At 70.1% G+C, this 16496-nt stretch carries 10 protein-coding genes; 9 read left to right on the top strand and 1 reads right to left on the bottom strand.

Features of this window, described 5'->3' with window-relative positions:
- Positions 1-15 precede the first annotated feature (15 nt).
- Complete coding sequence (locus OG303_RS15645; RefSeq protein WP_405868977.1) at positions 16-1461, top strand: aldehyde dehydrogenase family protein; 1446 nt, start codon at positions 16-18, stop codon at positions 1459-1461.
- Positions 1462-1584: 123 nt separating this feature from the next.
- Here the strand turns inward: OG303_RS15645 and OG303_RS15640 are convergent, their stop codons facing one another.
- Entirely contained in the window at positions 1585-4434 is a 2850-nt protein-coding gene (locus tag OG303_RS15640) for a glycoside hydrolase family 3 C-terminal domain-containing protein (protein ID WP_405868975.1), read from the bottom strand.
- Positions 4435-4819: 385 nt separating this feature from the next.
- Between OG303_RS15640 and OG303_RS15635 the strand changes: the two genes are divergently transcribed.
- The 8 genes from OG303_RS15635 (at position 4820) to OG303_RS15600 (ending at position 16447) form a co-directional block, all read left to right on the top strand.
- Entirely contained in the window at positions 4820-6502 is a 1683-nt protein-coding gene (locus OG303_RS15635; RefSeq protein ID WP_405868973.1) for a Tat pathway signal sequence domain protein, read from the top strand.
- Positions 6503-6539: 37 nt separating this feature from the next.
- Positions 6540-7589, top strand: a complete 1050-nt coding sequence (locus OG303_RS15630; RefSeq protein ID WP_405868971.1) for an ABC transporter permease — start codon at positions 6540-6542, stop codon at positions 7587-7589.
- Positions 7586-8530: a carbohydrate ABC transporter permease gene (locus OG303_RS15625; protein WP_405868969.1), complete on the top strand. Its 945-nt coding sequence runs from the start codon at positions 7586-7588 to the stop codon at positions 8528-8530. The genes OG303_RS15630 and OG303_RS15625 overlap by 4 nt, the downstream gene beginning before the upstream one ends.
- 135 nt (positions 8531-8665) lie before the next feature.
- Positions 8666-10885 (top strand): 1,4-beta-glucanase, encoded by a 2220-nt coding sequence (locus tag OG303_RS15620; RefSeq protein ID WP_405868967.1) that lies wholly within the window; start codon positions 8666-8668, stop codon positions 10883-10885.
- The gene (locus tag OG303_RS15615; RefSeq protein ID WP_405868965.1) at positions 10885-12870 is read left to right on the top strand and encodes a beta-galactosidase; all 1986 of its coding nucleotides are present in this window, start codon (positions 10885-10887) and stop codon (positions 12868-12870) included. The genes OG303_RS15620 and OG303_RS15615 overlap by 1 nt, the downstream gene beginning before the upstream one ends.
- Positions 12867-15071, top strand: coding sequence for a glycosyl hydrolase family 95 catalytic domain-containing protein (locus tag OG303_RS15610; RefSeq protein WP_405868963.1), 2205 nt, complete (start codon positions 12867-12869; stop codon positions 15069-15071). Before OG303_RS15615 ends, OG303_RS15610 begins: the two co-directional genes overlap by 4 nt.
- A 38-nt stretch (positions 15072-15109) precedes the next feature.
- Positions 15110-15823: a glycoside hydrolase family 12 protein gene (locus OG303_RS15605; RefSeq protein WP_405868961.1), complete on the top strand. Its 714-nt coding sequence runs from the start codon at positions 15110-15112 to the stop codon at positions 15821-15823.
- Between the two features lie 33 nt (positions 15824-15856).
- Complete coding sequence (locus tag OG303_RS15600; protein WP_405877281.1) at positions 15857-16447, top strand: chorismate mutase; 591 nt, start codon at positions 15857-15859, stop codon at positions 16445-16447.
- Positions 16448-16496: the final 49 nt, after the last annotated feature.

Genomic DNA, 16496 nt, shown 5'->3' with positions numbered 1-16496 from the left:
AGGGCCGGGACCCACATGACCTCCACCCACGCCTTCTGGCTCGCCGGCCGCCAGGTCACCGGCGAGGACAGCTTCGACGTCACCTCCCCGTGGGACGGCCGCCTCGTCGGCAAGGTGAGCGTGCCGAGCGACGCCCAGGTCGAAGAGGCCGTCGCCGCCGCCCACGCCGTCCTTGACGACTTCGCCGCCACCCCCGCCCACGTCCGCGCCGCGGCCCTCGACCACGTCAGCCGTCGGCTCGTCGAGCGCACCGAGGAGATCGCCCAGCTGATCTCCGCCGAGAACGGCAAGCCGATCAAGTGGGCCCGGGGTGAGGTCGGCCGTGCCGTCTCCGTCTTCCGGTTCGCCGCCGAGGAGGCCCGGCGGTTCAACGGCGGCGAGGCCCAGCGCCTCGACACCGACGCCGGCGGTCAGGGCCGTCTCGCCCTCACCCGCCGCTTCCCGAAGGGCGTCGTCCTCGGCATCGCGCCCTTCAACTTCCCGCTCAACCTGTGCGCCCACAAGATCGCTCCGGCGATCGCGGCCGGCGCGCCGATCATCCTGAAGCCCGCCCCGGCCACCCCGCTCTCCGGGCTGATCATCGGTGACCTGCTCGCCGAGACCGACCTTCCGGCCGGCTCCTGGAGCATCCTCCCGGTCGCCAACGACCGCATGCCCGCCCTGGTCCAGGACGAGCGCCTGCCGGTCATCTCCTTCACCGGTTCCGAGAAGGTCGGCTACGCGATCATGGACTCGGTGCCGCGCAAGCACTGCACCCTTGAGCTGGGCGGCAACGGCGCCGCAGTCGTCCTCGGCGACTACGCCTCCGACGCCGACCTCGACTGGGCCGCCACCCGCATCGCCACCTTCTCCAACTACCAGGGCGGCCAGTCCTGCATCTCCGTGCAGCGGGTGATCGTCGACGCCTCCGTCCATGACCGCCTGCTGCCGCGCATCGTCGCCGCCGTCGAGGCCCAGGTCACCGGCGACCCGAGCGACGACAAGACCGACGTCGGTCCGCTGGTCAGCGAGGCCGCCGCCCAGCGTGTGGAGACATGGGTCCAGGAAGCCGTCGACGCCGGGGCCTCGCTCCTGACCGGCGGCAAGCGGGACGGCGCCTCGTACGCGCCGACCGTCCTGACGGACGTACCGGCCGACACGACCATCTCCTGCGAGGAGGTCTTCGGACCCGTCCTCACCGTGCAGAGGGTGGACGGCGAGGCCGAGGCCTTCGCCGCGGCCAACGAGTCCAAGTACGGCCTCCAGGCGGGCGTGTTCACCCACGACCTCCAGGCCGCCTTCCGCGCCCACCGCGCCCTCGAGGTCGGCGGTGTCGTCATCGGCGACGTCCCCTCCTACCGCGCCGACCAGATGCCGTACGGCGGCGCCAAGCAGTCCGGTGTCGGCCGCGAGGGCGTCAAGTTCGCGATGGACGACTACACGTACGAGCGGGTGCTCGTCCTCACCGGGCTGGCTCTCTGAGACGGACCTCTGAACCGACCCTCTAGTAAATGGGAACCATTTTCATATAGGCTCCTCGAAGAGGCCCGGCACCGATGCCTTCCGGTGCCGGGCCCCTTCTTGGCGTCGACTTGTTCCGGACCCTCAACCGGAGAAGCCGACGTGCGCGAGCCGCAAGGCGCCGCGCAGTCTGAGGTGGACGTCGCGCACGCCCTCGGCGACGATGCCGGCGCCGAGAGTGGTGTAGGCGTACGGGTCGACCGGGTCGTCCGAGTCCGCCGTGTCCGGTGTCAGTGCGGCGAGCACCGCGCCTCCGTCCAGGGACAGTTCCACGACACCCTCGCCCGCCACGGTGACCGTCAGCTCCGTGACGCCGTCCCCGAAGTCGCAGTCGCGGTAGACCAGTTCGGCGTCCCGGCCCGCGGCCGGCGTCACCGCGTCGCCCGACACCTTCGTGCGGTCGACGATCGCGGCCCCGCTCTGCTCGTCGAAGTCGGCCGCGTTCAGGCCGTGTTGGAGGACGGGGCGCGGGGCGTCGGGAGCGCCGTCCAGGATCACCGTCGTACGCAGGCGGATGTCCTCGCTGGAGGCGCCGGCCAGCACGTCGTACGGGCCCGGTTCCAGGCGCCACCCGTTCCGGGCCACGTCCCAGAACTCGAAGGCGGACAACGGGACTTCGAAGGACAGGTCCGCCTTCGCGCCCGGCGCCAGCGTGATCCGGCGGTGGGCCAGCAGCTCGCGGCGCGGGCGCGTCACCGTCGGCTCCACGGCGCGCGTGTAGAGCTGCGCGACCTCGTCGGCGGTGACATCACCGGCGTTGGTGACCGTGAAGGAGACGTGCGCCGCCGCGTCGTCCACTCGCACCGACAGGTCGCCGTACGCGAACGAGGCGTACGACAGGCCGTGTCCGAACGGGAACAGTGGCGTCCCCTCGAAGTACAGGTACGTCTGGCGGCCGCCGATCACGTCGTAGTCGAAGAGGTCGGGCAGGTCGCCGTCCCCCTCGTACCAGGTCTGCGGGAGGCGGCCCGCGGGGGAGACGTCGCCGGACAGCACGCGGGCCAGGGCGGTGCCCGCGGCCTGGCCGCCGTGCGCGGTCCACAGCACCGCCGGGAGCGCGGCGGTCGCGACGGCGTACGGATACGCACAGACCAGTGCCAGCACCGTGTTCGGGTTCGTGGCGCGGGCGGCGCGCAGGATGCGCTCCTGGTGGGCGGGCAGGCGCAGCGTCGTGCGGTCCTCGGTCTCGCGGCCGTTGATGTGCGGGTCGTTGCCCGCGACCACCAGCACCACGTCGGCGCGCGCAGTGACCTGCGTTACTGCGTCCTCGCCGCGTTCGGTCACGATGAGCTCGAACATTTCCGGATTTTCGTCGGCAACCTTTACTCCGTCGGCGGCGACCGAGACGTGGCGACCTGTACCGACGTGTCTGAGGAGGTGACCGTTTTCGTGGGGTTCCAGAGTGAATGTCTCCTGGACCACCCAGCCGCCGGGCTGGTCCGCGGAGGCGCGCACGTAGCCGTCCTCGGCCACCGACAGATAGCGGCCGTCGGGGGCGCGCAGGGTCAGGACGCCCTCGCCCCAGTCGATCAGCGCGAACTCGGTGCCGGTCGCGTCCGTGCTCAGCGGGGGCAGGTCCGTGCGGCCCGCGAGCAGGGCGGGGTCGAGGGCGCCCTCGGCGCCGCGCACCTCGTCCGGGGCGTCGGCGGCCGCGGGGACGTGGAGAAACGTACCGGCGGCCGTCTTCAGCAGGACCCGGTCCACGCCCTCCGCGAACTCGACGCGCTCGGCGCCGAACCGCTCGTAGAGGCCCTCCAGCGGGGTGGAGCGGTGGATGAGGGTGCCGCTGTACCAGTCGAGTTTGCACTCGTCGGCGAGCAGGCCGACCACGGCGAGGCGGGTGTCGGGGGCCAGCGGAAGCAGGCCGTCGTTCTTGAGGAGGACGACCGCCTGCTCGGCCGCTTCCTGGGCGAGCGCGCGATGGGCCGGGGTGTCGAAGTCCTTGATGCCGGCGTGCGGGTCGTAGTGCGGGTCGAACTCGCCGAGCCGGAAGCGTACGGAGAGCTGACGGCGGACGGCCGTGTCGATGTCGCCCTCGGTCAACAGGCCCTGTCCGAGGGCGCCTTGGATGCGAGCGACGATCTTCGAGCCGTCCGTGCCGTGGTCGGTGAAGCTGTCGACGCCGGCCAGCAGGGAGGCCGCCGTCGCCTCCTCGTGGCTGTCGAAGTAGTGCTCGGAGTCGACCAGGTTGGAGGGCGCGCCCGCGTCCGAGCAGACGAGGAGGTCTTCGTCGGTCCAGGCGCGCAGCTGCTCGCGCAGGTACGGGGAGACGTGGTTGGGGCGGCCGTTGACCAGGTTGTACGCCGGCATCACCCCGGCCACCGTGCCCGCCTCGACGGTCTCGCGGAAGGCGCGCAGGTCGTACTCGTGCAGGACGCGCGGGCGGACCGAACTGGACGAAGTCGCCCGGTCCGTCTCGTTGTTGTGGGCGAGCCAGTGCTTGAGGACGGGCGCCGTGCGCCAGTACGTCGGGTGGTCGCCGCGCAGGCCGCGGGTGTACGCGGTGGCGATCGCGGAGGTGAGTTTCGGGTCCTCCGAGTAGCCCTCCTCGTTGCGGCCCCACAGGGGGTGGCGCAAGAGGTTCACCGTCGGCGCCCAGACGTTGAGGCCGATCCGGTCGTCGTGGGCGCGCATGGCGCGGGTCTCCTTGGACACCGCCTCGCCGACCCGGCGTACGAGGTCCGTGTTCCAGGTGGCGCCGAGGCCCACGGCCTGCGGGAAGACGGTGGCCGGACCCATCCAGGCCACACCGTGCAGTGCCTCCTGCCCGGTGCGGAACGCGTCGACGCCCAGGCGTTCGACGGCGGGCGCGAACTGGTGCAGGAAGGAGATCTTCTCGTCGAGCGTGAGCCGCTCCAACAGGTCGTCGATGCGCTTCGCGAACGGCAGTTGCGGATCGCGGAACGGCGGCGTGGGCGGCGTCTGTGCGGTCACGTGGGGGTCCCCTTGCGATGGAACGGCGTAGCGCTTTCGAAGCGCTTCGATGCTCATTCGACGAGAGGTCGGGTGTCAAGACACCACGGGGCAACAAGTGCGACTCCTGCACCGACATTTCAAGCGGCATATGAGTGCGACGGAATCCGGGACACCTCGGAGGAATCTTGGAATCGACCCTTGTGCACCCTGTGGTCGTCACTTAACCTCGCAGCAACATCGAAGCGCTTCGACTATCTCTCGACACCGAGGAGCTGCCGCCGGAAGGCGCGCATACATCCGACGATCGAGGGCCGAGGTCGCTTCGGCTCAGCCAGTTCCACACAAGACACCGCAGCCGACGGCCACCGCCGGGTGTCCTGGTGCGCCATGAAGGGTTGACGCAATGACGCCGAACGCCGCTTCCGCCTCCTCCGGGCCCAGCCGGAGAAGCTTCCTCGCCTCCACCGCGGTCGCCACCGCAGCGGTCGCGGGCGGGATGCCGCTGCTTGCCGCCTGCGGGGGCGGGCAGGACGGGAACAAGGACGGCACGACGTCCGGGAAGGCGGCCCAGAAGCTCCTCCCCACCTTTGCGGCAACGAGCGTGGTGACGCCGGACATCCCGGCCAAGAACGGCTCGGCGGCGGGCTTCACCAAGGCGATCGCGGACGCCGACCTCAAGACGGGCGTCCCGAAGAAGCTCGGCAGCGGCGGCAAGCTCAAGATCATGGCGCCCCTGTGGGGCACCCCGCCGTCCAACAGCAACCCCTACTACAAGGCCATGAACGAAGCCGTCGGCGTGCAGATCACCTGGCAGAACCAGGACGGCAACACCTACGACGAGAAGCTCGGCGCGGTCCTCGCCTCCAGCGAGATCCCGGACGCGGTGGTCATCCCGGGCTGGAACCTGTCGGGCAAGATACCCAGCGCCATCAACGCCAAGTTCGCCGACCTCGGCCCCTACCTCTCGGGCGACAAGGTCAAGGACTACCCGAACCTCGCGGCTGTCCCCACCGACGCCTGGCAGCGCGCCATCTTCGGCGGGCAGCTGCGTGCGATCCCGATGCCGGCCTCGTACGTCACCAACATCGCGCCCTTCTACCGCAAGGACATCTTCACGAAGAAGGGCTACGACCTCCCGAAGACGCCGGACGAGTTCCTGTCCTGGGCGAAGGACGCGACCAGCGCGAAGTCGAAGGTGTGGGCCTGCGACGACCTGAAGTGGTCCGCCTTCAACATCTTCGGCGCGCTGCCCGGCAGCGACAAGGCGCTGTGGTGGAACCTCCAGGACGGCAAGCTGGTCAACCGCATCGAGACCGACGAGTACCTCGAAGCCCTGGAGTGGACCCGCAAGCTGTACGCGGCCGGCTGTGTCCACCCCGACGCCAAGGCGGCCAAGGGCGACGCGGCCAACCGCTTCACCGCCGGCCAGGTCCTCGTCTTCAACGGCGACCTCTCCGCCTGGTACGGCCAGACCGCCCAGCAGCTCACCCAGAACCCCGACTTCGAGATGGGCGCCTTCGACATCTTCGGCCCCGAGGGCGGCGACCCCACGCTGTGGGCGGTGCAGCCCGCGAACATCTTCACCTTCGTCAGCAAGAAGGCGTCCAAGCAGCAGATCAAGGACTTCCTCGCGCTCGCCAACTACTGCGCCGCGCCCTACGGCACCAAGGAGCACATGCTCACGCAGTACGGCGTCGAGGGCACCGACTACACGGTGAAGAAGGGTCTGCCCGTCAAGACCACGCAGGGCACCAACGAGGTCAACGGCGCCTACGACTACACCGGCGACCCGGCCGCCTTCATCGCGTACCCCGATCTCCCGGACGTCACCAAGCAGATGGTCGAGTGGCAGCAGCGCATGGGCGCCTTCACCAAGAAGTCCTCCTTCTACGGACTCACCATCACCGAGCCCAACCGCTGGACCAACCTCGCCAACGACTTCGAGCAGCTGGAGGACGACATCGTCCGCGGCCGCAAGAAGATCAGCGACATGCAGACGGCCGTGTCCGACTGGAAGAAGAAGGGCGGCGACGACCTGCGGGCCTGGTACAAGAAGCTGCTCGACGACAACGGTTCGGCGAAGTGACCCCGGGCGGGCAGGGCTGAGGGCAAGGAGAACGGCCGTGTCGCACAGCACGGTGCCTCGTAGCAGGGCCGAGGCGAAGAACACGCAGACGAAGAAGGGGCCGCCGGCGTCCGGTGCCACCGGATCCGGGGAAGCCAGGACGGGCAGAGGGCGCTCGGGAAAGCTGAGCTTCCGGCTGAGGTTCAGGCGCGACCGCACCCTGATCCTGATGACGCTGCCGGCGGTGCTGCTGCTGTTGCTCTTCAACTACATACCGATCCTCGGCAACGTGGTCGCCTTCCAGGACTACGACCCCTACCTCAGCGACAACGGCTTCGTCGCCATGCTGCAGAGCCCCTGGATCGGCCTCGAGAACTTCCAGCAGATATTCCAGGACTCGGCCTTCTGGCACGCGGTGCAGAACACGTTCGTGCTGTTCTTCCTGCAACTGGTCCTGTTCTTCCCGATCCCGATCCTGCTCGCGCTGCTCATCAACAGCGTGGTCAGGCCCCGGGTCCGGGCGGTCGCCCAGGCGATCATGTATCTGCCGCACTTCTTCTCGTGGGTGCTGGTCGTCACCGTCTTCCAGCAGATCTTCGGCGGCGCCGGCATCATCGCGCAGACCCTGCGCCAGCACGGCTACAACGGCATCGACCTGATGACCGACCCGGGCATCTTCAAGTTCCTGGTGACGGCCGAGGGCGTCTGGAAGGACGCCGGCTGGGGCATCATCGTCTTCCTCGCCGCCCTCTCGTCCGTCTCGAACGACCTGTACGAGGCAGCCGCCATGGACGGCGCCGGACGCTGGCGGCGCATGTGGCACATCACGCTGCCCGCCCTGCGTCCCGTGATCGCCCTGCTCCTGGTGCTGCGCGTCGGCGACGCCCTCACCGTCGGCTTCGAGCAACTCCTGCTCCAACGCGACTCCGTGGGGCCGGGGGCCGCCGAGGTCCTCGACACCTACGTGTGGTGGAACGGCATCCGCAACCAGGACTTCAGCTACGCCGCGGCCGCCGGCATCGTCAAGGGCGTGGTCGGCCTGGCCCTCGTGCTGATCGCCAACAAGGTCGCCCATCTCATGGGTGAGCAGGGGGTGTACAAGAAGTGACCACCGTCATCGACAAGCCCGCACGGTCCGCGGACAGGCCCGGTCCGTGGGCGGCCCCACCCCGCCAGGCCTGGGAGGAGGAGCCCTCGAAGGCCGGTGTCGCGAGCAAGGGCCTGGTCCTGACCCTGGCCTGCTTCGGGATCCTCTTCCCGCTCTGGATCGTGATCGTCACCAGCCTCTCGTCGCGGAAGACCATCGACGCGACGGGCGGTCTGGTGGTCGTCCCGAAGGGCATCACCTTCGTCGCCTACCGCGAACTCCTCAGCGGCGGCCAGGTGCAGCGCGCCGCCATGGTCAGCATGGGCGTGACCCTGGTCGGCACGCTGTTCAGCATGGCGGTGTCGGTGCTGTGCGCGTACGGCCTCTCACGGGTCGGCTCGCTCGGGCACCGCTGGTTCCTGATGCTGCTGCTGGCCACGATGTTCTTCGGCGCGGGCCTGATACCGACGTATCTGCTGGTGCAGTCCCTCGGCCTGACCGACACCTATCTGGCGCTGATCCTGCCGAGTGCGGTGAGCGTCTTCAACATCCTGGTGCTGCGCTCGTTCTTCATGGGCATCTCACCGGAGTTGATCGACAGCGCGCGCATCGACGGTGCGGGGGAGTGGCGCATCCTCTGGAAGATCGTCATGCCGCTCTCGCGGGCGGTGCTCGCGGTGATCTCCCTGTTCTACGCGGTCGGTTACTGGAGTGCCTGGTTCAACGCGTCGATCTATCTGACGGACCAGGACATGATGCCGCTGCAGAACGTCATGATCCAGCTGGTGCAGAAGCAGGAACGGCCCGTGGGTCTGGCCGCCCAGATCAACACCGGTCAACTGTCGCCGCTTGCCATCCAGATGGCCGTGATGGTGATGGCTCTGCTGCCGGTGGCCGTGCTGTCGCCGTTCGTCCAGCGGCACTTCAAGAAGGGCATGCTCACCGGTGCGGTGAAGGGCTGACCGGTTCGCCCGCCCACTGGGCAGGGTTGGTCGGTCGTACGGCGGCTGCGGGTTGGTTGTGGCTTGTCGCGCAGTTCCCCGCGCCCCTTATGGGCGCGCTCCTCCTCCCCCTCCTTTCAGATCGAGGTATGTGTCATGCTCGCGTCCCGTCTGAGCCGCCGGGCCGTTCTCGCCGGTACCGCGGCCGCTGCCGCGCTCACCGCCGTTCCGTTGCTCCCGGGGCACGCGCACGCTGCCGAGGCAGGGGCCAAGACCACTCCCTCCTACCGCTGGCGCAACGCCGTGATCGGTGGCACCGGTTTCGTCACCGGTGTGTTGTTCCACCCGTCGGTGCGTGGTCTCGCCTACGCCCGTACCGACATCGGTGGTGCCTATCGGTGGGACGACCGTGCCGCTCGTTGGACGCCGCTGATCGACCACTTCGACTCGGACGACTGGAACCTTCTCGGTGTCGAGGCGATGGCCGTCGACGCCGTGCACCCGGACCGGCTCTATCTCGCCGTCGGTACCTACGCGCAGTCCTGGGCCGGCAACGGTGCCGTCCTGCGCTCCGACGACCGCGGTGCCTCCTGGACGCGCACCGACCTCATGGTGAAGCTCGGCGCCAACGAGGACGGGCGGGGTGCGGGGGAGCGGCTGCTCGTCGATCCGCGCGACAGCGACACCCTGTGGCTGGGGACCCGGCACGACGGGCTGCTCAAGTCGACCGACCGCGGGGCCACTTGGGCCGCTGCCGGTGACTTCCCGGGCAGCCCGAGCGCGAGCGGTCAAGGTGTCACCCTCCTCGTCGCCGCCGGGCGCACCCTCTACGCCGGCTGGGGAGACTCCGACGGCACCTCCCCGAACCTCTACAGAACCGCCGACGGGAGCACGTGGGAAGCCGTGCCCGGGCAGCCCGCCGGCACCTCCGCCAAGGTCCCGATCCGGGCCGCGTACGACTGCCTCACCCGCGAGCTGTACCTGACGTACGCCAACGCGCCCGGACCCAACGGCCAGTCGGACGGCAGCGTGCACAAGCTCGCCACGGTCAGGGGCAAGTGGACCGAGGTCACGCCCGTGAAGCCCGGCGGGACCACGAGTGACGGCTCCTCCGACACCTTCGGCTACGGCGGTGTCGCCGTCGACGCCCGCCGGCCCGGGACGGTCGTCGTCTCCACCAACAACCGCTGGGCGGACACCGACACCCTCTACCGGACCACCGACGGCGGCCGTACCTGGACGTCCCTCAAGGACGCTGCTGTCTTCGACGTGTCCGAGACTCCTTTCCTCAACTGGGGTGCCGACAAGCCGAAGTTCGGCTGGTGGATCCAGGCCGTGGGCATCGACCCGTACGACTCCCGGCATGTCGTCTACGGCACCGGCGCCACCCTCTACGGCACCCGGGACCTCAAGCACTGGGCCCCGCAGATCCGCGGGCTGGAAGAGACGTCCGTGGTCCAGCTGGTGTCACCCCCGGTCGGGGAGGCGCACCTGCTCAGCGGCTCGCGGGACATCGGCGTGCTGTACCACGACCGGCTCACGGCGTCCCCGTCGCGCGGCATGACGACGAATCCCGTGTTCGGGTCGGCGACGGGACTCGCGCAGGCCGGGACGAAGCCGGCGTACGTCGTCCGCACCGGCTGGGGCGACAACGGCAACGGCGCCTACTCGAACGACGGCGGGCAGACCTGGGCGCCCTTCGAGGCCCAGCCCACCATCGCCAAGGACGCACCGGGGCCGATCGCCACCAACGCCGACGGCAGCGTGCTGCTGTGGTCCTTCGTGCACTGGGACGGCACGAAGTACGCGGCCCACCGCTCGGCGGACAACGGAGCCACCTGGACCGAGATCTCCTCCTTCCCGAAGGGCGCCACGCCGGTCGCCGACCCGGCCGACCCGACGCTCTTCTACGCGTACGACACCGATACAGGAAAGCTACTCGCCAGCACTGACAGTGGCCGTACCTTCACGGCGCGTGCGACCGGACTGCCTTCCGGCGACAGCCAGTTCAAGGTGGTCGCGGCCCCGGGGCGCTCCGGCGACCTGTGGCTGAGCACCAAGTGGAACGGGCTCCACCGGTCCACCGACGGCGGGGCCACCTTCTCGAAGGTCGACAGCTGCTGGGCCTCGTACACCCTCGGCTTCGGCAAGGCCGCCGACGGCGCCGACTACCCGGCGATCTACCAGGTCGGTTCGACCGAGACCAGCACCGCCGTCTACCGCTCCGACGACGGCGCGAAGAGCTGGGTGCGGATCAACGACGACCAGCACCAGTGGGGGTACATCGGCGAGGTCATCGCCGGTGATCCCCGGATCCACGGCCGCGTCTACCTCGCCACCAACGGGCGCGGGGTGCAGTACGGGGAGCCCGTCTGATGCCCGCCACCGACAGGCCGACGCTCGCCGACGCCACCCGCGGCCGCATCCTCTTCGGCGGCGACTACAACCCCGAGCAGTGGCCCGAGGAGACCTGGCTCGAGGACGTCCGCCTCATGAAGGGCGCCGGCGTCAACTCCGTCACCCTCGGTGTCTTCTCCTGGGCCGAGCTCGAACCCCGGCCGGGGGCACGGGAGTTCGGCTGGCTCGACCGGCTCATGGACCTGATGTACGACAACGGCATCGGCGTCGTCCTCGCCACCCCCACCTCCTCGCCCCCGCCGTGGATGGGGCACCTCCACCCCGAGACCCTGCCCGCCGACGAGGACGGCCGCACCGAATGGTGGGGCGGCCGCCAGCACTTCTCGCACTCCAGCGCCGCCTACCGACGCTACGCCGCCGCCATCACCGAGGACCTCGCCGCCCGCTACGGCGGCCACCCCGCCCTCACCATGTGGCACATCAACAACGAGTACTGCACCTACGACTGGGGCGACGAGGCCGCCGCCCGCTTCCGCCGCTGGCTGCAGACGAAGTACGGCACTCTCGACGCCCTCAACTCCGCCTGGGGAACGGCCTTCTGGAGCCAGGGCTACGGCGACTGGGACGAGCTCCTGCCGCCCCGCCACGCCCACTACATGAAGAACCCCGCCCAGGTCCTGGACTTCAAGCGCTTCACGTCCGACATGCTCCTGGAGTGCTACGTCGCCGAGCGTGACATCGTCCGCCGGCACACCCCGGACCGCATTCCGGTCACCACCAACTTCATGCCGCTGTGGGTCGGGCAGGACGCCTGGCGGTGGGTGGGGGAGGAGGACGTCGTCTCCGTCGACCTCTATCCCGACCCGCGCGACCCGTTCGGCGCCCAGAGCGGTGCCCTCGTCCAGGACATGACCCGCTCGCAGGCCCGCGGCCCCTGGATGCTGATGGAGCAGGCGGCGGGACCGGTCAACTGGCGTGGCGTCAACCACCCCAAGCCGCGCGGCCTCAACCGCCTCTGGTCCCTCCAGGCCGTCGCCCGCGGCGCCGACGCCGTCTGCTACTTCCAGTGGCGCCAGTCCCGCCAGGGCGCGGAGAAGTTCCACTCCGGGATGGTCAGCCACGCGGGCGAGCAGGGCCGTACGTACCAGGAGGTCAGGCAGCTCGGCGCGGAACTCGCCCTGATCAGCGAAGAAGTGACGGGCAGTCACACCGCCAACGACATCGCCGTGCTCCACGACTGGCACTCCTGGTGGGCCGGCGCCCACGAGGGCCGTCTCTCCACCCAGGTCGACTACACCCAGGTCCTGACCACCTGGCACCGCGCCCTCTGGCAGGCCCACCTCACCACCGACTTCGCCCACCCCGAACACGACCTCACCGCCTACAAGTTGGTCGTCGTCCCCCAGCTGTACGCCCTCACGGACGCGGCGATCGACAACCTCCTCGCGTACGTCCGCGGCGGCGGCACCCTCGTCTGCGGCTTTCTCACCGGTGTCGCCGACGAGGACGACCGGGTGCGCCCCGGCGGCATGGACCCGCGGCTGCGCGAACTCTTCGGCATCCGCACCCTGCACGAGTGGTGGCCGCTGGACGCGGGGGAGACCGCCGAGACCGACGGCTTCCGCGGGACCCTGTGGTCGGAAGAGATCGAGGCGGCCGGGGATGCGTCGGTCGAAGCCGCGTACAAGGGAGGCGAACTCGACGGGCTGCCCGCCGTTCTACGCAACGGCCGTGCCTGGTACGTCTCCACACTTCCCGAGCCGCACGCGTTGCGCACTCTCCTCGCCCAGGTCGCGGCCGACGCCGGCGCCCGCCCCGTCCTCGACGGCCTGCCCGACCGGGTCGAGGCGGTCCGCCGCGGTGGCCTGCTCTTCGTGCTCAACCACGGGCGCGAGTCGGTGACCGTGGAGGTGCCGGGCACCCACCACGACCTGCTGACGGGAACGACCGTCGAGGGTCGGCTCACCCTCGGCCGGTACGGCGTGGTGGTGTTGCGGTCATGAACATCGTCCACGGAACCTGGGAACCCCTCCCCGCCACCCGCTGGGAGGACGGCTTCCTGAGCGGCAACGGCCACCACGGCGCCCTCGTGTTCGGCGATCCGAACGACGAGCGGGTCGTCGTCACGCACCACACCCTTGTCCGCCCCAACGGCGACGAAGGGGCCCGCCGCCCGCCCCGACTCGCCGCCGAACTCCCCGCACTTCAGGACCGGTTGCTCGCGGGCGACCTGCACGCGGCCGAGAGCTTCACCGACGGACGCGACCTGCAGTGGGTGCAGCCCTTCCACCCCGCCTTCCAGGTACGGCTGCGCAGGTCGCCCGGCGAGGAGCCGCGCCGCTACCGCCGCTCCGTCGACTTCACCACCGGCGTCGCGAAGGCGGTGTGCGAGGGCTGGAGCAGCCGCGTCTTCGTGTCGCGCGCCGACGACGTGATCGTCCAGCACGTCACGGCCCCCGACCTCGACATCGCCCTGGACCACCGGCTGCCGAGCGCGCCCCCGGGCCTCGCCGTCGGCGACGGCGCGCTCCTCACCCCCGAGGGCGCCCTGCTCACGCAGCGCGTCCGCTATCCCGGTACCGACACGGCGTACACCGGAGTGACGCTTCTCGTCGTCGCCGGGGGCAGTACGACGCTCACGCCCCCCGGTGTGCGGGTCGCGGGCGCGGACTCGGTCCTGCTGCTGACCCGGGTGCTGCGGCACACCGGCGACCTGGACACGACGTCCCACGCCCACGTCCTGCGCGCACTGCTGCCGGACGACGAGGACCCGTACACCACCCTCCTGGACCGTCATACCGCCCTCCACCGCCCCGCCTACGAGCGCGTCACCCTCGACCTGGACGCGGACCCTGCCGAACGCGCCCTGTCCGGCTCGGAGTTGCTCGCGCACCCCGACAGCCCCGCCCTGCTGGAGCGCCTCTTCGCCGCCGGCCGCTACCACCTGCTGTCCGCGAGCGGCCTGTTCCCGCCCCGTCTGGTCGGCCTGTGGACCGGCGACTGGAACACCGCGTGGGCGGGAGCGTTCACCAACGACGCCAACCTCAACCTCCAGACCGCGTCCGCGGCGGCCGCCGCGCTCCCCGAAGTGACGGCGGCACACGCTTCCCTGATCGAACGTCAGCTCCCCGACTGGGCCGCGAACGCCCGCGCGGTCTTCGGGGCCCGCGGAGTCGTCGCCCCCGCCCACACCGACGGCGAGTCCGGGCTGACGTACCACTTCAGCCGCGAATACCCCCTGCACCTGTGGACGGCGGGCGCCGACTGGCTGCTCAAGCCGCTCGTCGACCACGACGAGACCCGCGGCGAACGCGACCCCCGCACCGCCCACGCCCTCGCCCAAGTCGCCCTGTTCTACGAGGACTTCCTCACCCGCACCGATCCGCGCCCCGATGCCGACGGCCATCTCGTCGTCGTCCCCTCCTACTCGCCCGAGAACCGCCCCGCGAACGCCAGTTGGGGTGCGATCAACGCGGCCATGGACCTCTCGGCCGCCCGCCACGCCCTGCTGACGGCCGCCGGGTACCACCCGGAGCACGCCGACCGCTGGCGCGCACTCGCCGACCGGCTCCCACCGCACCGGATCAACGCCGACGGCGCCCTCGCCGAGTGGGCCTGGCCCGGCCTCGACGACACCTACGACCACCGGCACCTCAGCCACCTCTACGGCGTCTGGCCGCTCGACGAGATCAACCCGTACGACACCCCCGACCTCGCGGCCGCCGCCCACCGCGCCCTCGAACTGCGCGGCGCCGAGAACGACTCCGCCCACGGCCATCTGCACCACGCCCTCGTCGCCGCCCGCCTGCGCGACGGCGAACGGGTCGCGCACGCCCTCGGCCAGGTGCTCAGGGGCGACTTCTTCCACGCCTCGCTGATGAGCGCGCACTACCCGAACCGCGACGTCTACAACGCCGACGCCGCACACACCCTGCCCGCCGTGCTGATCGAGATGCTCGTGCAGTCGACCCCGGACCGCCTGGTCCTGCTGCCCGCGCTGCCCAAGGCGTACCCGAAGGGCCAACTTCTCGGCATTCGCACCCGGTTCGGGGCGGAGCTCGACCTCACCTGGAACCCGCACGAAGCGACCGCGGTGCTGCGCCCCACCCGCAGTCACCGCGTCGAACTCAGGACTTCCTCCGGCACGCAACCGCTCGACCTCGTCGCCGGAGAAGACCACGTCCTCGCCCTGGGGGCGTGGTAACCACCCCCGCAATTCCCCCCACCCATGGAAGGGACACCATGGCAACGAGCACGTTGCGCAAGGTCACCATGGCCGTTCTGGCCCCCGCGATGGCCCTCGGCGCCACCGTCGGCCTCGCCTCCGCCCCCGCCTCCGCCGCCGTCTGGAGCTCCTGCGCCCAGTACGGCAACACGAGCCTGAACGGGTACACGCTCTACAACAACATCTGGGGCTCGGGCGCCGGCGCCCAGTGCATCTGGGCCAACTCCGGCACCAACTGGGGTGTCAACGCCAACCACCCCAACACCGGCGGCATCAAGTCCTACCCCAACGCCAAGAAGGTGATCAACAAGTCGATCACCTCGCTCGGTTCGCTCTCCAGCAGCTACAACGTCTCCGTCCCGTCCTCCGGCGCGTACAACACGTCGTACGACATCTGGGACACCAACTACAAGTACGAGATCATGCTCTGGGTCAACAAGACCGGAGCCGTCGGCCCGCTCGGCACCTCCCAGGGCAACGTCACGCTCGGCGGCTCGACCTGGACCGTCTACAAGGGCAACAACGGCTCCAACGACGTGTTCTCGTTCGTCCGCACCTCGAACTCCACCTCCGGCACCGTCAACGTCCTGCCGATCCTGAAGTGGATCAAGGACACCAAGGGCTGGTTCGGCAACGTGACCATCGGCGACCTGCAGTTCGGCTTCGAGATCACGTCCTCGTCCGGCGGCCTCGACTTCGTCGTCAACAGCGAGAACGTCAGCAGCAGTTGAGGAGTCGGGGGTGGGGTGGGTTTCATGGGCACCATGCGAATCCCCACCCCCCTCCGCGCCACTCTGATCGCCGCCTCCGCGCTGCTCGCCCTGCCGGGCACCGCGGTGGCGGCACCCATGGCCCCGCCACTGCATCACCAGGCCTGGCCCCTGCAGCCCGTGGCGGCCCTGTCCGCCGAACGCCTCGCCACCGCCGACCTGGTGGCCGCCGCCAAGTGGGGCACCGACAGCCCCATCGACGACCCGGCGCGCGAGCAGCAGGTCCTCGACTCCGTCGCCGCCCAGGCCCAGCAGATCGGCGCCGACCCCGACGAGGTCCGGCGCATCTTCCGCGACCAGATCGAGGCGAACAAGGTCGTCCAGCGCGGCCTCTACGCCGAGTGGACCGCCCACCCCGACCGGGCACCGACCACCAAGCCGGACCTGAACGTCGTCCGCCAGACCATCAACCGCATCAACACGGACCTCGTCCGCGCCGTCGCCGACTCCACCCCGGCGCGCACCGCCCCGACCTGCCAGCCCGAACTCGCCCTGGCCGTCGTCGAGATCCACCACGAGAAGCACCCGGACCTGCTGCACACCGGTGCCCTCGTCCGCTCCCTGGCCTCGGTCTGCCGCAATTGACATGCGAACGCGAGAGTGCGGCCGGTCCTTCTCGTGGGGGGACCGGCCG

The organism is Streptomyces sp. NBC_00005, assembly GCF_045160215.1.
Lineage (GTDB): Bacteria > Actinomycetota > Actinomycetes > Streptomycetales > Streptomycetaceae > Streptomyces.
This window is presented reverse-complemented; position numbering and strand designations above follow the sequence as displayed.